The sequence below is a fragment of the Cupriavidus sp. FW216-B1 genome, assembly GCF_058789195.1.
On sequence record NZ_JBYTEL010000008.1, the window covers coordinates 207,340 to 225,142 of the forward strand.

Here is a 17,803-nt window from a genome sequence, read left to right on the forward strand (position 1 = left end):
ACGTCACTGCTTGCGCCACGGCAGGCTGTAGAGCTTGTCGTTGTTGGCGTAGGACTCGCGCAGCTTCTGCAGCACCGCCGGCGACTCCTGGTAGAGCTTGACGAAGCGGGCGATGCGCGGGTCGCCGGCATTGTCCTGGCGGCTGACGAAGCGGATCGCGAAATAGACGTCGTCCACACCCGAATAGAGCAGGCCGGAGCCGGCCACCTGCGGCTTGCCGGCGTTGACGAAGTGGGCCGGGTAGCCCTGCGCGAGGTCCACGTCGTCGAGCGCGCGCACCAGCTGCGGGCCTTCGATCTCCACGAACTTGAGCTTCTTGGGGTTGGCCACGATGTCGTCGAGCCCGCCGCGCGCGCCCACGCCGTCGCGCAGCTTGAGCAGGCCGGCCTTCTGCAGCAGCAGCAGGCCGCGGCCCTGGTTGACCGGGTCGCTGGCCACGCCCACGCGCGCGCCGTCCTTGAGCTCGTCGAAGCGCTTGATGCGGCTGGAGTACAGGCCGATGTTGGGCAGCACGCCCACCGCCACGCTCTTGAAGGCGTAGCCGCGCTCCTTGATGGCGTTGTCGAGGAAGGCCTGGTGCTGGAAGTAGTTGAGGTCGAGGTCGCCGGAGGCCAGCGCCACGTTGGGCGTGGTCCAGTCGGTCAGCTCGACCACCTTGACGTCGAGGCCCTGCTTGCGCGCCTCGGCGGCGGCCACTTCGACCGAATCGGCGAGCGCGCCCGGCGTCACGCCGATGCGCAGCGGCGCGGCGCGCGCGAGGTGGGCGGCAGTGGCCAGGGAGAGCGTGGCGAGGGCGGAGATCAGCAGTCGCTTGAGTGTCGGCTTGCGTGTCATGGGGCGGGTGGAATGGTGTCTGGATGAATGTCGGGTGGTTCAATCGGCCGCGTGGCGGAACTGTGCCGCCGCGTGGCGCGCCGGCAGGCGGTCGCCTTCGCCGAACAGCTTGCCGCGCAGGCTGCCCTCGGCGTAGCTGGTCTTGTAGAGGCCGCGGTTCTGCAGCTCGGGCACCACCAGCTCGACGAAATCCTCGTAGCTTTCCGGCACCACGGTGCGGCTCAGGTTGAAGCCGTCGATGCCGGTCTCGTCGATCCACGACTGCAGCTCGTCGGCCACCTGCGCCGCGTCGCCGACGATGGCCGGATAACGCCCGCCCAGCTCGAACAGCTCCAGCAGGCGCCGGCGCGTCCAGCCGTGCTGCTGGGCCGCGCGCGAGGCGGATTCGATGGCGTTGCCGCCGTTGTAGTCCACCGGCGCGTCGAGGTCGTAGCGGCCGAAGTCCACGCCAGTGCTGGCGGCGAAGTGGGCCAGGCCCGCCTCGCGGCTGGCGTAGTCCTTGTAGTCGGCATGCTTCTGGCGCGCCTCGGCACTGGTGCGGCCCGCCACCACGGCGGCGCCGGCGAACACCTTGATGTCGTCGGGGCGGCGCCCGGCCGCCACCAGTTGCTCGCGCAGCGCGCGCACGGTCTCGCGCGCGGCTTCCTTGCTGGGCGGCGAGATGAACACGCATTCGGCGTGGCGCGCGGCGAAGCGCTGGCCACGCCCCGAGCTGCCGGCCTGGAACAGCACTGGCGTGCGCTGCGGCGACGGCTCGGCGAGGTGGTAGCCCTCGACCTTGTAGTACTTGCCCTGGTGGTTCACCTTGTGCACGCGGCCGGGGTCGGCGAACACGCGCGCGGCCTTGTCGCGCCGCACCGCGCCGTCTTCCCAGCTGCCTTCCCACAACTTGTAGAGCACCTCCAGGTATTCGTCGGCGCGGTCGTAGCGCTCGTCGTGGGCGATCTGGTTGTCCAGCCCCATCGCGCGCGCGGCGCTGTCGAGGTAGCCGGTGACGATGTTCCAGCCCACGCGCCCGCGCGTAAGGTGGTCCAGCGTGGAGAAGCGCCGCGCCAGCAGGTAGGGCTGCTCGTAGGTCAGGTTGACGGTCACGCCGAAGCCCAGGTGCCGCGTCACCGCGGCCATCGCCGAGACCAGCAGCAGCGGGTCGTTGACCGGCAGCTGGATCGACTCGCGCAGGGTCACGTCGACGTTGCCCTGGTAGATGTCGTAGACGCCCACGATGTCGGCGATGAACAGGCCGTCGAACAGGCCGCGCTCGAGCGTGCGCGCTTGGCCGGTCCAGTATTCGATGGTGTTGTAGTCGATGGAGCGGTCGCGCGGGTGCGTCCACAGGCCGTGGTTGATGTGGCCCACGCAGTTCATGTTGAAGGCGTTGAGCAGGATTTGCTTGCGTGCCATCACAGGGCTCCGTGCCGGGTGGGAAGGCGGTCGTTGAGGTAGTAGTTGCCGACCGCGTGGTATTTCCAGCGCACCGGGTCGTGCAGCGTGTGGGTGCGCGCGTTGCGCCAGAAGCGGTCCAGGCCCAGGCCGTCGAGCGTGGCGCCGGTGCCGGCCAGCTCGAACAGCTTGCTGCCGGCCAGCAGCGAGGCGGTGGTGGTGAGCGCGCGCGCCTCGGCCACGGCGATCGAGGCCGCGGCCACGCTGCGCTCGTCGGGCGCGGCCTGGGCCGCGTCGACGATGCGCCCGGCGCGGCGCACCAGCGCCGCCGCGGCGCGCAGGCGCACCGCCACGTTGCCGACTTCATGGATGGTCAGCGGGTCGTCCGCCGCGCGCTCGACGCCGGCGTCGAGCCACGGGCGCGACTGCTCGCGCACGAACGGCAGCGTGGCGTCGAACGCGCCGCGGCCGACGCCGAGGTCGATGGCCGCGTGCAGGATCTGCGCCACCGGGCCGATGGTGGTGGGCTGCTCGAACGAGGCCAGGAACGGCACCACCCAGTCGGCCTCCACGCGCACGTTGTCGAACGTGACCGAGCCGCTGCCGGTGATGCGCTGGCCGAAGCCGTCCCAGTCGTCGACGATGGCCACGCCGGGCGCGGTGCGCGGCACGATGGCCAGCAGCGTGACCTCGCGGCCGTCCTGCTCGGCCACCACCAGCGTGGGAATCCAGTGCGCGTAGAGCGCGCCGGTGCAGTAGAACTTCTTGCCGTCCACGCGCCAGCCGTCGCCGTCCGGGCTGAGCCGGGTGCGGCGCTTGAAGTCCTTGTGGCCGATCTCGGCCAGCGCGTTGCCGAAGCGCTCGCCGGCCAGCGCGCGCGCGTAGAAGAAGCGTTTCTGCGCCTCGCTGCCGCCCACGCGCAGCACTTCCAGCGCGTAGAAATGGTTCTGCGGGATCTGGCCCAGCGAGCCGTCCGCCGCGGCGATGGTGGAGATCACTTCGGCCAGCGTCACGGTGGACACGCCGGCGCCGCCGAACTCGCGCGGCACCGTGATGCCCCACAGGCCGCTCGCGCTGAAGGCGTCGAGCTCGGCCCAGGGCAGGCGGCGCTCGCGGTCGCGCAGCGCGGCTCCGGGCGCGAACTGCGCGGCCAGCCGGCGCGCGGTGGCGATGGCGTCGGCGTCGTCGCGGATCAGCGCGGGCGGCTGCGCCGGCGGCGCGGCGGGCGCGGGGCGGCTGGCGGGGCTGTTGTCGGCGGGAACCGGGGTAAGGAGCAGGGACATGTCAGTTCCAGGAGTGGCGCGCGGGCAGCACGTGATTGAGGTAGTAGTTGCCGATCAGGTGGGTCTTCCAGCGCACCGGGTCGTGCAGCGTGTGGGTGCGCGCGTTGCGCCAGTGGCGGTCGAGGTTGTGGCGCGCGCGCGTGGCGGCAGAGCCGGCCAGCTCGAACAGCTTTTCGCTGGCGGACAGCGCCGCCTCGGTGGTCAGCACCTTGGCCTCGGCCACGGCCACCGAGGCGCGCGCGCTGGCCTCGGCGTCGAGCCCGCGCGGCGCGGCCGCGGCGGCGATGGCGTCGAGCGCGCGGCCGGCTTCGAGCAGCACCTCGCGCGCGGCGTGCACGTCGATCTGCACGCGGCCCACGTCGGCGATCAGGTGCGGGTCGTCGGTGGCGTGCTCCAGGCCCGAGTCGATCCACGGACGCGCGTACTGGCGCACGAAGGCGATGGCGTCGGCTAGCGCGGCCTCGGCGATGCCCTGGTCGATGGCGGCCTGGATCAGTTGCGAGGTGGCGCCGTACAGGCCGGGGCGGTCCGCCAGCTGCCACACCGGCAGCACGTCGTCGGGCGAGACCGGCACGTTGTCGAACACCACGCTGCCGCTGGCGGTGGTGCGCTGGCCGAACGAGGACCAGTCGTCGACGATGGACAGGCCGCGCGCCTCGCGCGGCGACCATACCTGCACCGCGCGGCCCTGGTCGTCGAGCGCGCGCGCCGGCACGCGGTGCGCGAACAGCGCGCCGGTGGAATAAAAGCGGTGCCCGTTCAGGCGCAGGCCCTGCGCGGTCTCGGTCAGGCGGGTGGTGCCTTGCAGCACGTTCTGGCTGTGCTCGGAGCGGCGTTCCGGGCCGGCGTTGCCGAGCCGCGCGCCGGACAGCACCTCGCTGTAGAAGCGGCGCTTCTGCGCCTCGGAGCCGGCTTCGCGCAGCACGCCCAGCAGGCCGAAATGGTTCTGCGGGATCTGGCCCAGCGCCGGGTCGGCCGCGCACAGGATCACGAAGACCTCGGCCAGCGTGGCGTAGGACACCTCGGCGCCGCCGTAGGCGCGCGGCACCGTGATGCCGCCCAGGCCGCTCGCGGACCACTGGTCCAGCTCCGCCCACGGCAGGCGGCGCGTGCGGTCGCGCTCGGACGCGCCCTCGGCGAAGCGGGCGGCAAGGTCGCGCGCGGCCTGCAGGGCCTGCGCGTCGTCGGCGATGCGCCGCACGTCGGCCGGGTCGGGCAGGTGCGCCGGCGCGGCCGGCAGGGCGGTGGCGGGAAAATCGGACAGTGTGGTCATGGCAGTCGGGGAAGATGGCCGGGGTTAAGGTGTTGTTTCAAAATGAAGCGAAGCGGTCCTGGCTAGGCGCGCGGCCGCAGACAGTACAAGTGGTACGGCAAGGCCGCGCAACGACGCCAGGATCTTTTTGAAACGACATCTAGGCGGCGCGCACGCGGCGCAGGCGCGGATTGAGCGCCGCTTGTAGGCCGTCGCTGAGCAGGTTGAGCGCGAGCACCGTCAGCACCACCGCCAGCCCGGGGATGGCGGTCATGTACCAGCCGGTGCGCAGCGCGTCGCGGCCGAGGCCGATCATCGAGCCCCAGCTCACCACGTTGGGGTCGCCCAGGCCGAGGAAGGCCAGCCCGGCCTCGGACAGGATGGCGTTGGCCACCAGCAGGCCGGTGGAGACGATGATCGGGGTCCAGGCGTTGGGCAGGATCTCGCGCAAGATCAGGTGCGCGTCGCTGGCGCCCACCGCCACCGCGGCGCGCACGTATTCGCGCTCGCGCAGCGACAGGAACTCCGCGCGCACCAGCCGCGCCACGCTGGTCCACGAGGTCACGCCGAGCGCGAACACGATGGTGCCCAGCGTGGGCTTGAGCACCGCCACCAGGATGATGGCCAGCAGGAACGCCGGGATGGTCTGGAAGAACTCGGTGATGCGGCTCAGCACCGCGTCGGTGCGGCCGCGGTAGAAGCCGGCCGCGGCGCCCACCGCGACGCCGATGGCCAGCGCCACCAGCGCCGACGACACGCCCACCAGCAGCGACACGCGCGCGCCGTGGGCGAGGCCGGCCAGCAGGTCGCGGCCCATCAGGTCGGTGCCGAGCGGCGTGGCCGGATCGGCGCCGGGCCAGGTGTAGGGCGCGCCCACCATGTCGAGCGGGTCGTCGGGGAACAGCACGCCGGCCAGCGCGGCGGCCGCGGCCACCACCAGCAGCACGGCGGCGCCGAGCCAGATCGAGGGTTGCAGGTACCAGCGTTTCATGCGGCGCTCCCGGTGGCGGCCGAAGGCTGGCGCGGCGGCTGCGCGGTGCGGCGCACGCGCGGATCGAGCGCGGCCTGCGCCAGGTCCACCAGCAGGTTGGCCAGCACCACCAGCACGCCGCTGCAGATCAGCACGGCCAGCAGCACCGGGATGTCGCGGCTCTTGATGGCCTCGAACGACAACTGCCCGAGGCCCGGCCAGGCGAACACGGTTTCCACCACGATCGAGCCGCCCAGCAGCGCGCTGCTCTGCACGCCCAGCATCGTGACCACCGGCAGCAGCGCGTTGCGCAGCGCATGGCGGAAGATCACCTGGTGCTCGCGCGCGCCCTTGGCGCGGGCGGTGCGGATGTAGTCCTCGGTCAGCGTCTCGATCATGGCCGCGCGCGCCAGCCGCGCGTACACCGCCACGTAGTAGATCGCCAGCGTCAGCACCGGCAGCGCCAGGTGCCGCAGGTAGTCCAGCCACAGGCGCGCGCCGTGGTAGCCGGCGTTGACCTCGCGCAGGCCGCCCACCGGCAGCCATTCGAGCTGCACGCCGAACAGCACGATCAGCATCAGCGAGGTCCAGAACATCGGCGCCGAATAGCCCACCGTGGCCAGCGCCGACAGCACCGTGTCGGTCAGCCCGTGCGGGCGCCGCGCCGCGGCCACGCCGAGCAGCACGCCGGCCACGGTGGACAGCAGCAGCGCCGCGCCGACCAGCGCCAGCGTGGGGCCGAGCCGGTCCAGCAGCAGGTTGAGCACCGGCTCGCCGAAGCGGAACGAATAGCCCAGGTCGCCCTGCGCGATACGGCCCAGGTAGCCCAGCAGCTGTTCCGGCAGGCTGCGGTCCAGCCCGTAGAGCTGGCGCAGCTGCGCCACGTACTGGGGCGGCACGCTGCCGCTCTCGCTGGCGATCACGTCGACCAGGTCGCCCGGCAGCGCCTTGAGCAGGGCGAAGTCGAGCACGGCGGTGGCGAACACCACGCCCAGCAGTTGCAGCAGCCGCCGCAGCAGCGACCTGAGCAGGGATCTGGCTATGCGCACGGCGTCCTCGCGGTTACTTGGCGGCCAGCCAGACCCGGGCGAAATTGCTCTGGCTGTGGTCGAAGGTATCGGTGACGTTGCGCAGGCGCTTGTCCCACACGCCGAACCAGCGGAACTCGAACAGGTTGAGCAGCGCCAGGTCCTGCTGCGCCAGCTTCTGGAAGTCCTGGTAGAGCCGCACGCGGCGCGCCGGGTCCGGTTCCACCTGGGCCGCCTCGAGCAGGCGGTCCGCCTCCGGGCTGGCGTAGCCGGAGGCGTTCTGCCACGGCGTGCCCTTGGCCTCGGCCTTGGACCAGTAGTGCTGCTCCACGCCGATCTGCGGGTCCTGCCAGTTCAGGCCCCACGAGCTGACCAGCTGGAAGTTGTAGTCGGTGAACACGTTCTTGGTCCAGGTGGGCAGGTCCTGTCCGCGCAGGTTCACGTCGATGCCCACCGCGCGCAGCGACTGGCGGATGAACTCGCCGGTGCGGCGGTAGTCGTCGCCGAACGGGATGTAGTCGTGGTCGAGCTTGAAGCGCCAGCCGTCGGCCTTGCGCGGGAAGCCGGCTTCGTCGAGCAGGGCCTCGGCCTTCTTGCGGTCGTACGGGTATTGTTGGGTGTCGCGCGTGTAGAAGGTCTTGAGCAGCGACGACACTGGCCCGGTGGCGGGCACCGCGTAGCCGCCCCACACGGTCTTGACCAGCGTCTGGACGTTGATCGCGTGGAGGATGGCCTGGCGCACCTTGAGCTTGCCGATGATCGGGTCGCGCAGGTTGGGGATCAGCCACAGCCAGCCGGCGAAGCCGTTGTAGCCCTCGGTGCTGACCACCAGGTCGGGCGACTTGGCCAGGCGGTCGGCGTCGGCGAACGTCACCGGGTTGCGCTCGCCGTACTGCACCGCGCCGGTCTCCAGCGCGGTGGCGCGGCCGGCCACGTCGGGGATGATCTTGAAGGTGAGCTTGTCGAGGTAGGGCAGGCCCGGCGCCCAGTATTTGTCGAAGCGCTCCAGCGCGATGTGCTGGCCGCGCACCCACTCCTTGAACACGAACGGGCCGGTGCCGACCGGCTTGTTGTTGTACGGGTTGTTGGGGATGTCGGTGTTCTCGTACAGGTGGCGCGGCAGCACCGGCGCGGCCACCACGTCGAGCGCGTTGAGGATCACCGGCGTGGGCTTGGCCAGCGTGAGCACCACCGTGTAGTTGTCGGGCGTATCCACCTTGCGCAGGTGCTGGAACACGCGCCGCGCGGTCGGCGCGTACTTGGGCCAGATCTGTTCGGCGGAGAACTTGACGTCGGCCGCGGTGAAGGGCTTGCCGTCGTGCCACAGCGCGTTGCGGCGCAGCTTGATGCGCACGGTCAGGCCGTCGGGCGAGACGTCCACGCTCTCGGCCAGCTGCGGGCGCGGCTTGAGGTCGGGGCCGTAGTCGAGCAGGCCGTCGAAGATCTTGCTGACCACGGTGCGGCCCGGGGTCGAGGTATTGATGAAGAACGCCAGCGTGGGCGGCTCGGGGTGCACCACGGCATCGAGCGCGCCGCCGCGCTGCGCGCCTTGCTCGGTATTCGGCAGGGCCTTGTTGAGCGCCCGCGCCTCGGGCAGCAGGCCGCCGAACAGGCCGCCCGCCAGCAGCGCGCCGCCGGCGCCCAGCCACTGACGGCGCTGCGGGCTCGGGAGATCGGCGGAAGCTGCGTCGGCAGCGGAGGTCGGAGCGGCGAAGGGATGGTCGGGTGCGGTCATGGGGCGTCTGTGTGGCCGGATGGCGAAGGTTGAGAGAGGCGAAGGAACGAAGACAGCAGGACGGAAGAACGAAGGCGGCGATCTCGCGGCGCAGCGGGTGGAGACGGACGGAGCGGCGTCAGCCGGCCAGCGCCAGCGGCGCCGCCGTGGCCTCGTCGCGGTCCGGCGGCGCGGTGCCTGGCACGGCGGCCAGCAGCGAGCGCGTGTACGGGTGGCGCGGGTTGTGCCAGAGCGACTCGGGCGTGCCGGTCTCGACGATGCGCCCGGCCTGCATCACGCACATGCGGTCGGCGATATAGCGCACCACCGACAGGTCGTGCGAGATGAACAGGTAGGTCAGGCCGTGCTCGGCCTTGAGGTCGGCCAGCAGGTTCAGGATCTGGGCCTGGACCGACACGTCCAGCGCCGACACCGGCTCGTCGCAGATCACCAGTTCCGGGCGCAGCACCAGCGCGCGCGCGATGGCGATGCGCTGGCGCTGCCCGCCCGAGAATTCGTGCGGATAGCGCCCGGCCGCGGCGCGGCCCAGGCCCACGTCGTCGAGGATGGCGGCGATGCGGCACGCGCGCTCGGCGCGCTCGCGCACGCCGTGGATGGCCAGCGCGTGGCCGAGAATGTCTTCCACGCGCTGGCGCGGATTGAGCGAGCCGTAGGGATCCTGGAACACCATCTGCACGCGGCGGCGCCACGGCAGCAGCGCGGACGGCGCCAGCGCCAGCAGGTCCTGGCCGGCGAACAGCACGCGCCCGGCATCGGCCTGCGCGAGGCGCACGATGGCGCGCGACAGGCTGGACTTGCCGCAGCCCGACTCGCCCACCAGCCCGAGCGTCTCGCCGGCGGCGATGTCGAGCGACAGGCCGTCCACCGCGCGCACGCGCTGGTGGTCCGCGCCGGGGTAGGTCAGGGTCAGGTCCCGCACCGACAGCAGCGGCGCGGCGCCGGCGGCGGGGATGTGCGCCGCGGCGCGCGGCGCGGCGGGCGGCGTCACCAGCCGGAAGTCGCCATCGGCGCCGTCGGCGCCGGCGCGGATCTCGGCCAGCCGGTCGCGGCTGTAGTGCAGGCCGTTGGCGACGTGCAGCGAGGCGCCGAGCAGGCCGCGCGTGTAGGCATGGGCCGGCGCGGCGAACACGTCCGCGGTGGCGCCTTCCTCCAGCTTGCGCCCGCCGTGCATGACCGCCACGCGGTCGGCATAATCCGCCACCACGCCGAGGTCGTGCGTGATCAGCAGCACCGCCATGCCGAGCTCGCGGCGCAGGCCGTCGATCAGCGCCAGGATCTGCGCCTGGATGGTCACGTCGAGCGCGGTGGTGGGCTCGTCGGCGATCAGCAGGCGCGGCCTGCACGCCACCGCCATCGCGATCATGATGCGCTGGCGCTGCCCGCCGGAGAACTCGTGCGGATAGGCGTCGAAGCGGCGCGCGGGCTCGGGCAGGCGCACCAGTTCGAGCAGCTCGATGGCGCGCTCGCGCGCGGCGCGGCGCGACAGCGGCTGGTGCAGCGTGATGGCCTCGGCGACCTGCCGGCCCACGCTGAGCACCGGGTTCAGCGAGGTCATCGGCTCCTGGAAGATCATCGACACGCTGCGCCCGCGCTCGGCGCTCAGCGCGCGCTCGCCCAGGCCGATCAGCTCGCGGCCGTCCAGGCGCACGCTGCCGGTGCTGCGCGCATAAGCGGGCAGCAGGCCCATCAGCGCCAGCGCGGCGCTCGACTTGCCGCAGCCGGACTCGCCCACCAGCGCCAGCATCTCGCCGGCGGCGATCTGCAGGTCGAGCGCCTGCACGGCATGCTTGCCGGGAAAATGCACGTCGAGCCCGCGCACGGCAAGCAGCGGCGCGGTCAGGCTGGCGGCCGGGAGGGCCTCGGATCGGGGAGTCTGGACAGGGAAAACCATCCGTGCATTGCAGCATGGCACCCCGCGGTCTTCCCACGAATATTTGCGAAGATGCTTACTCGGATATGCGTTGGTGCCCGGCGGCGCGCCGTGCCAGCGCGGCGTGGCGGGACTGGCGGCGGGACTGGAGGGAGGCAGAGGACCCGCGGGTGCGCCGCGGCGCATGCCGGCGCCTGCTGGCCCGCGCACAGTTTGCGCGGGCACTGTTGGCCAGCGGGCAGCGCCGCGCGATACCGGCCCGCGCGCGGCGCGGGCCGGCCATCCTCATGCGGCCTGCTGCGCCGGGAACACCGGCTCGCCCAGGTTCAGCATCAGGCGGTTGGCCCACGCGAAGATGGCGATCGCGTGGATCAGGTCGAGCAGTTCGGCATCGTTCACGCCGGCCGCGCGCAGCGCGCGCAGGCTGCCCGGGCCGATCGCGTCGGGCCGCTCGGTGAGCGCGATCGAGAACTGCGCGATGGCCTGCTCGCGCGCGGTGGTGCCGGCGCCGCGCGGGTCGGCGAAGACCTGGACGATCACATCGTTGCGCCTGGCCAGTTGCTCGAAGCGCTGCGCATGGACCGAGGCGCAGTACACGCAGCCGTTGACGCGCGACACCACCGTGCTGGCCAGCTCGCGCTCGGCGCGCGCCATGCCGCCGGGCGCGTACATGATGGCGTTGAACGCGGCGGAGCGCTGGCGCAGGATCTCGGGCTGGTGCACCAGGAACAGGTAGTAGTCGGACACCTTGGCCTTGGGATGGCTTTCCTCCAGCACCGTGATCTGCTCGGGCGTGGCGTGGTCCAGCTGAACCACGTCGAGCCACGCTTTCCAGTCGAGCACTTCGTTGGTGAAGCCGTGGGACCGGATCGGCGCTTTGGTCAGCACCGTGTCGGCTACCTTGGCGGGAGCGGGCAGGGTGGGTTCCCCGCCCCCAGCCGGCGCGGCGGGTGCGTTCAGCGCCTTGAGGCCGGCCACCAGCCGCACCTGATAGGACAGGAAGGCGATCAGTTGCGCCAGCGTCACCACGTCCGGCGTGGACAGGCCCGCGGCGGGCAGCGTCCTGAGCGCCGCTTCGTCGCCGTCCACCGGCTTTTCGATCAGCGCGCGGGTGAAGTCCAGCATGGCGCGCAGGCGCGCGTCGGCCAGCGTGGCGGGGTCGCCGCGTTCGGCCACTTCGATCCGCGCGGCGTCGGCGCCCGCGGCCACCAGCCGCTGGCGGTAGTGCGCGGCCAGTTCGGGCGACGGCGCGAGGCGCGCGGCGTAGAGCGCCACCAGCAGGCGCTCGGCGAGCGGCAGGCCGGGCAGGGCGGGATCGAACAAGGCGTCGTAGCTGCCCTGGGTGGCCGCGGCCACCTTGTCGCGCTGGTGGCGCAGCGCATGCGTGGCGGAGCCGGGCACCAGGCCGGCTACCTGGTCGGCCACGTCGGCGTGGGGGTTGGCTTGGGTCATGGCTTGTCTTGCTCTCGGTACGGTTGACTCGGAAATCGGCGGGATCACGCGGATGGCGGCGGCGCGGGCACCCATTCGTCGCCGAACACCTCGGGCTCGGCATAGGCTTCGAGGTTGGCGAAGTGGGTCTCGATGTCTTCCTGGTAGAACAGCGCGGCGATGCCCTGGCCGAGCCGCCGGGCGCCGTCGCTGATGGCCGGGATGTCGCCCGACACGGTGCCGTGCGTGAGCGCCGCCGGGTAGTTGAAGCAGTGGATGCGCGACAGGCCCGGGCAGGCGCCCGGCGTGGCCTCCAGGAATTCGAAGGCGGGGCCGAGGTCCGGCGAGTCCGACAGTTCCTGGTCTTCCTGTCCCGCGCGCGGCGCGTAGCGGTCGCGCCAGTAGCGGATGTGCGGCGCGAACGCGGCGAACTCGGCGCGCGTGTCGAGCGCGATGCGAAAGCCCGTGGAGAACACCAGGAAGTCCAGCTCGAACGTGCCCCTGGTGGTGTGCACGCGCACGGCATCGCCGGCCGGCTCGACGCGCTCGATGGCGCAGCCGAGGTGGAAGCGCGCGTTCTCGTGGCGCGACACGCGCAGCGTGCTGCCGCGCGGCGGCGGCACCTGCTGCTCGTTGATGTAATGGCGGATGCGCCATTTCCAGGCGTCGGGCAGACCGGCGTAGCCGTGCGTGAAGCCCGGGCTGCCGGCGCCCTTGCTCTTGTTGACGCGCGGGATGTCGGCGCGGCGGATCAGCAGGTCCACGCCGGCCGCGCCCGCTTCCAGCGCGGTGGCCGCGCTGTCCATCGCGGAGGCGCCGGCGCCGATCACGCCCACGCGCTTGCCGCGCAGCGTGCCGTAGTCGAAGGCGTCGCTCGAATGCGCCCACGCCGCGCGCGGCAGCGCCTGCGCGAACGGCGGCACGTAGGCGCCGCCGAGGCCGTCGCGGCCGGTGGCCAGCACCACGCGGCGCGCCAGCACGGTGCGCGCGCCGGCGGGCGTGCGCAGTTCCAGCGCCACCAGCCCGTCGGCGCGCGGCAGCACGCGCGTCACGTCGTGCCCGTTGCGGATGTCGAGGCCCAGCACGCGGCGGTACCAGCGCAGGTAGTCCATCCATTGCAGGCGCGGGATCTTGTCGAGCGCCTCCCACGCCGCCGCGCCGGACTGCGCCTCGAACCACGCGCGGAAGGTCAGCGCGGGCAGGCCGAGCGCGGGGCCGGTGAGCTGCTTGGGCGAGCGCAGCGTCTCCATGCGCGCGGTGGTGGCCCACGGGCCTTCGAAGCCCTCGGGAGAACGGTCGAAGATGCGCGCGCCGAGGCCGAGGTGCCCGAGCGTGGCGGCGGCGGCCATGCCGGCCATGCCGCCGCCGATCACGGCGACGTCCAGCACCGGCTGGCCCTCGTGCGTGCGCGGCGGGCTCCAGGGCCTGGCGGGCAGTTCCAGCCAGGCCAGGTCCTGGCGCAGGCGGGCTTCGAGCGCGGCCAGGCCTTTGGCGCCGGCGGCGGGGAGTGTGGTCAGGGTCATGATGGGTCGGTCTCTGTGTCGTCCGGCATGCCGGCGGCGCCGTAGAGCGCCTGCAGCAGCGCGCCGTGCTGCGCGGGGCCGCGCTGGGTGAAGTCGGGCAATAGCGCGCGCGCCGCGGCGGCCAGCGCGTCGATCAGCGCCAGCACTGCCGTGCTGGCGGGGCGGCCTTGCGGCGTGATCACGCCGAAATAGAACGGGATGTCGGCGTCGATCGGGCGCACCACGATGTCGGCCAGCGGCACGCCGCGCGCCGTCACCGGCTCCAGCACGGCGATGCCGAGGCCCGCGCGTACCGAGGTCAGCGCGTTGAACGACGAGTTGGTATTGATCAGCGCGGCCGGCTTCACGCCCGCGCGGGCCAGGCCCTCGTCGAGGCGGCGGCGCAGCCGGTAGGGGTTGTGCATGGTGACGATGCGCCGGCCGCTGCATGCCGCCAGCGGGATGGTGGCGAGCGCGGCGAGCGGGTCGTCGGCGCGCACCGCGGCCACGCAGGCGGCCTGCCCGATCCAGTGCACGGTCACGCCGGGATGCTCCAGCGGCAGGCTGGTCACGCCGATCTCGGCGGCGCCGGTCAGCACCGCGTGCACCACCTTCTCGGGAAACAGGCTGTCGATATGGATCTGGCTGGACTGGCCGGCCACGCCGCGCTCGCTGCCTGCGCTGTCCTCGCGGTCGCGCGCATGGTCCGGCTGGCGCCCGGCCAGCGCCAGCGGCAGCAGCCCGGCCGCCAGCGCCGGGGTGGCGGCGATATGGAGCGGGCGGTGTTCGTCGCGCGCGATCTCGTCGGCGCGCGCGCGGATCTGCTTGAGGCCCACCAGCGCGTGCTCCACCTCCTCGTACAGCAGGAAGCCGCGCTCGGTCGGCGTCACGCGCGGGCCGCTGCGCACGAACAGCGCGAAGCCGATCTCCGCCTCCAGTTCCTGGATCAGCCGCGTGATGACGGGCTGCGAGCGGCCCAGCAGGCGGCCCGCGGCGGTGACGCTGCCGCTGGTGACGACTGCCGCGAAGGCTTCGAGTTGCCGGATTTCCATGCTGCGAGGCGGTGGGCGTGGCCTGCCGATGTATGCGATTCTGGAATTCTCTGCCATCCAGTATTCTGATTGCAAATACTATTTTTGCATTCCATCATGCCACGCCGCATGGAACCGGCAGGCGCCGGGGCCAGCACGTATCATGCAAGGCACAGGCGCCAACCCCCGCGCGGCGCCGCTCAGGACAGTCCCGTTGACACAGGCACCACGCAGCGCCCGCGCAGGCCCATTCCATCCATCGCGCCCCTGGCTGGCGCTGGCCCTGTGCTGGGCGCTGGCGTGGCTGGCCGCGCCGGCGCAGGCCGACACCCTGCGCATCGGCTCCAAGCGCTTCACCGAGTCCTACATCCTCGGCGAGATCCTGACGCTGACCGCGGCTCCGCACGCCAGCGTGCAGAACACGCCGGGCCTGGGCAACACGGCCATCGTGTTCGAGGCGCTCAAGTCCGGCAGCATCGACCTCTACCCGGACTACACCGGCACCATCGCCGCCGAGATCCTCAAGCTGCCGCCCGGCGCCAGCCTGGAACAGATCAACCAGGCGCTGGCGCCGCTGGGGCTGGCCGCGGGCATCCGGCTCGGCTTCGACGACACCTACGCGCTGGCCATGAGCGCCGCCCGGGCGAGCCAGCTCCACATCGCCACGCTGGACGACCTGGCCGCGCACCCGGCGCTGCACCTGGGGCTGTCGCAGGAATTCCTCGGGCGCGCCGACGGCTGGCCCGGGCTGGCGCGCAGCTACCATCTGCCGCAGCGCCCGACCGGGCTGGACCACGGCGTGGCCTACGAAGCGCTGGCCAGCGGGCAGGTCGACGTGATCGACATCTATTCCACCGACGCCAAGATCCGCAAATACGGCCTGCGCGTGCTGGCCGACGACCGCCATTACTTCCCCGGCTACGAAGCCGTGGTGCTCTACCGGCGCGACGTGCCGCGGCGCTTTCCCGCCGCGTGGCAGGCGCTGGCCGGGCTGGCCGGCAGGATCAGCACGGCGGACATGGTGGCGATGAACGCGGCCGCCGAGCTGGATGGCGATTCGTTCGCCACGGTGGCGCGCAATTTCCTCGCGCGCGGCATCGGCGGGGTGGTGTCGGCGGAGCGGGGCGCGCGCGCCGGGCTGGCCGGCATCCTGTTCAGCCGCGACACGCTGCGCCTGACCTGGCGCCACCTGGGGCTGGTGCTGGGCGCGGTCGGCGCGGCCACCCTGCTGGGCGTGCCGGCGGGCATCCTGGCAGCGCGGCGGCGGCGCCTGGGACCGGTGCTGCTGGCCACGGTAAGCGTGCTGCAGACGGTGCCGTCGCTGGCGCTGCTGGCGATGCTGATCCCGCTGCTGGGGCGCATCGGCGTGTGGCCGGCGCTGGTGGCGCTGTTCCTCTACGCGCTGCTGCCCATCGTCGGCAACACGCTGACCGGCCTGCGGCAGGTGCCGGCCGGCATGCGCGACGCGGCGCGCGCGCTGGGTTTCCGGCCCGCGCAGGTGCTGCGCCTGGTCGAGCTGCCGCTGGCCATGCCGGTGCTGCTGGCCGGCATCAAGACCGCCACCATCATCAGCGTGGGCACCGCCACCATCGCCGCCTTCGTCGGCGCGGGCGGCTACGGCGAGCGCATCGTCATGGGGCTGGCCCTGAACGACGACCGCCTGCTGATGGGCGGCGCGATCCCCGCCGCCGCGCTGGCGCTGGTGGCGCAGGGCGGCTTCGCGCTGGCCGAGCACTACCTCGGGCGGCACGGCCGCGCCGGCTAGCGCGACAACTGCGCCTTGGCCAGCGCGCCGAGCGTCACCACCGCGTTTTCCACGGCCTCGCTCCACAGGTGGCCATAGTTCAGGCGGATGCAGTTGCGGTAGCCCTGCCGCGCGGAGAAGATCGGCCCGGGCGCGATGCCGATGCCGTGCTCCAGCGCCGCGCGGTGCAGCGCCAGCGCGTCGAAGCCCTCGGGAAACTCCACCCACAGGAAATAACCGCCGTCCGGCTGCGAGACCCGCACCGAGTCCGGGAAATGCCGGCCGATGGCCGCGATCAGCTGGCCCTGCTGCATCTCCAGCACATGGCGCAGGCGCCGCAGGTGCTTGTCGTAGCCGCCGTGCTGCAGGTATTCGGCCAGCGCCACCTGGGTCGGCACGCCGGCCGACAGCGTGGTCATCAGGCGCAGCCGCTGGATGGCGTCGCCGAAGCGGCCCGGCGCCACCCAGCCCACGCGGAAGCCCGGCGCCAGCGTCTTGGAAAACGAGCTGCAATGCATCACCAGCCCTTCCTGGTCGAAGGCCTTGGCGGGCAGGGGGCAGCGGTTGCCGAAATACAGCTCGCCATACACGTCGTCCTCGATCAGCGGCACGCGGTGGCGCGCCAGCAGCTCCACCAGCGCCTGCTTGCGCGCCTCCGGCATGCTGGCGCCGAGCGGATTCTGGAACTGCGTCATGAACCAGCAGGCCTTGATCGGGTGGCGTTCGAGCGCGCTTTTCAGCGCGTCGAGGTCGATGCCCTCGCGCGAATCCACCGGGATCTCCACCGCGCGCAGGCGCAGGCGCTCGAGCGCCTGCAGCGAGGCGTAGAAGCCCGGCGACTCGATCGCCACCACGTCGCCGGGCTCGGTCACGGCCATCAGGCACAGGTTGAGCGCCTCCAGCGCGCCGCTGGTGACGATGATCTCTTCGGTGGGCTGCGGCGCGCCCGCGCCGAGGTAGCGCAGCCCGATCTGCTGGCGCAGCGCGAGGTGCCCGGCCGCCATGTCGCTGACCGAATACCACGGATCGAGCTCGCGGCCCGCGCGCGCCAGCGACTTGCCCAGCCGCTCCCACGGGAACAGCTCCGGAGAAGGGAAGGCCGAGCCGAGCTGGATCAGCCGCGGGTCGCGCGCGGCGTCCAGCACCGAGAAGACCAGCTTGGAGATGTCGACGTCGGTGGAGACCTGCTGGGTGCGCCGCACCACCGGCTGGGGCAGCGGCAGCGTGCGCCCGACCGGCCCGGTCACGTAGTAGCCCGAGCGCTCGCGCGCGCGCACCAGCCCGCGCTCTTCCAGCCGGTAGTAGGCCTGGAACGCGGTGGCGGGACTCACGCTGTACTGCGCCACGGTCTTGCGGATGGACGGCATCTTGGTGCCGGGCGGCAGGCTGCCGTTGCGGATGTCCCTGGCCAGCGTTTCCGCCAGTTCTTCGTAGCGTTTCATGGGCGGGCGGGCCGGGCGCGCGGACCGGCAATCGAACTGATACGCAAAATTATCGCCGATCTGATGCTGTTATTGCTTGCCGGCTGCGGCGATAATCGCTACTGGCCCGCAGAGGCTTGGCTTCCGCTCCTCCCCGGCGGCACCGACAACAAGAAAACGACGACATGAGCGACGACCTGAGCCTATCCCCCGGGCGGCCTGCCGCTGCCGATGGTTTTGCCCGCCGCTGGTCCGGCTGCCTGCGCCGTGCTCTCGGCGCCATCCTGCTGCTGGCCGGGGGGGGGGGGGGGGGGGGGGGAGG

13 protein-coding genes are annotated in these 17,803 nt (G+C 72.2%); 1 reads left to right on the top strand and 12 read right to left on the bottom strand.

Annotated features, from left to right (window positions below):
- Window positions 1-3 precede the first annotated feature (3 nt).
- From AC3WXD_RS19005 to AC3WXD_RS19055, 11 genes are all read right to left on the bottom strand, one after another.
- Window positions 4-834, bottom strand: a complete 831-nt coding sequence (locus AC3WXD_RS19005; RefSeq protein ID WP_492324424.1) for a MetQ/NlpA family ABC transporter substrate-binding protein — start codon at window positions 832-834, stop codon at window positions 4-6.
- A 39-nt stretch (window positions 835-873) separates the two neighbouring features.
- The gene (locus tag AC3WXD_RS19010) at window positions 874-2,235 is read right to left on the bottom strand and encodes an LLM class flavin-dependent oxidoreductase (protein ID WP_492324425.1); all 1,362 of its coding nucleotides are present in this window, start codon (window positions 2,233-2,235) and stop codon (window positions 874-876) included.
- Window positions 2,235-3,497, bottom strand: a complete 1,263-nt coding sequence (locus AC3WXD_RS19015) for an SfnB family sulfur acquisition oxidoreductase (protein ID WP_059412728.1) — start codon at window positions 3,495-3,497, stop codon at window positions 2,235-2,237. The genes AC3WXD_RS19010 and AC3WXD_RS19015 overlap by 1 nt, the downstream gene beginning before the upstream one ends.
- Before the next feature lies 1 nt (window position 3,498).
- Window positions 3,499-4,770, bottom strand: a complete 1,272-nt coding sequence (locus tag AC3WXD_RS19020; RefSeq protein WP_454731613.1) for an SfnB family sulfur acquisition oxidoreductase — start codon at window positions 4,768-4,770, stop codon at window positions 3,499-3,501.
- A 139-nt stretch (window positions 4,771-4,909) separates the two neighbouring features.
- Window positions 4,910-5,740, bottom strand: coding sequence for an ABC transporter permease (locus tag AC3WXD_RS19025; protein ID WP_059412726.1), 831 nt, complete (start codon window positions 5,738-5,740; stop codon window positions 4,910-4,912).
- Window positions 5,737-6,768: an ABC transporter permease gene (locus AC3WXD_RS19030; protein ID WP_492324426.1), complete on the bottom strand. Its 1,032-nt coding sequence runs from the start codon at window positions 6,766-6,768 to the stop codon at window positions 5,737-5,739. The genes AC3WXD_RS19025 and AC3WXD_RS19030 overlap by 4 nt, the downstream gene beginning before the upstream one ends.
- Window positions 6,769-6,781: 13 nt before the next feature.
- Window positions 6,782-8,482, bottom strand: coding sequence for an ABC transporter substrate-binding protein (locus tag AC3WXD_RS19035; RefSeq protein ID WP_454731612.1), 1,701 nt, complete (start codon window positions 8,480-8,482; stop codon window positions 6,782-6,784).
- Window positions 8,483-8,600: 118 nt separating this feature from the next.
- Window positions 8,601-10,373 carry an ABC transporter ATP-binding protein gene (locus AC3WXD_RS19040; RefSeq protein ID WP_492324427.1) on the bottom strand — a complete coding sequence of 591 codons (1,773 nt, stop codon included), beginning with the start codon at window positions 10,371-10,373 and terminating at the stop codon, window positions 8,601-8,603.
- A gap of 264 nt (window positions 10,374-10,637) precedes the next feature.
- Window positions 10,638-11,804: a CMD domain protein gene (locus tag AC3WXD_RS19045; RefSeq protein ID WP_492324428.1), complete on the bottom strand. Its 1,167-nt coding sequence runs from the start codon at window positions 11,802-11,804 to the stop codon at window positions 10,638-10,640.
- Between the two features lie 44 nt (window positions 11,805-11,848).
- On the bottom strand, window positions 11,849-13,306 hold the full coding sequence (locus AC3WXD_RS19050; protein ID WP_492324429.1) for an FAD-dependent oxidoreductase: 1,458 nt from the start codon (window positions 13,304-13,306) through the stop codon (window positions 11,849-11,851).
- Entirely contained in the window at window positions 13,303-14,337 is a 1,035-nt protein-coding gene (locus AC3WXD_RS19055; RefSeq protein ID WP_059412722.1) for a LysR family transcriptional regulator, read from the bottom strand. Before AC3WXD_RS19055 ends, AC3WXD_RS19050 begins: the two co-directional genes overlap by 4 nt.
- Before the next feature lie 193 nt (window positions 14,338-14,530).
- Between AC3WXD_RS19055 and AC3WXD_RS19060 the strand changes: the two genes are divergently transcribed.
- The gene (locus AC3WXD_RS19060) at window positions 14,531-16,081 is read left to right on the top strand and encodes a glycine betaine ABC transporter substrate-binding protein (protein WP_492324430.1); all 1,551 of its coding nucleotides are present in this window, start codon (window positions 14,531-14,533) and stop codon (window positions 16,079-16,081) included.
- Here AC3WXD_RS19060 and AC3WXD_RS19065 read toward each other — a convergent pair.
- Complete coding sequence (locus AC3WXD_RS19065) at window positions 16,078-17,502, bottom strand: aminotransferase-like domain-containing protein (protein WP_492324431.1); 1,425 nt, start codon at window positions 17,500-17,502, stop codon at window positions 16,078-16,080. The genes AC3WXD_RS19060 and AC3WXD_RS19065 overlap by 4 nt on opposite strands.
- Window positions 17,503-17,803 lie beyond the last annotated feature (301 nt).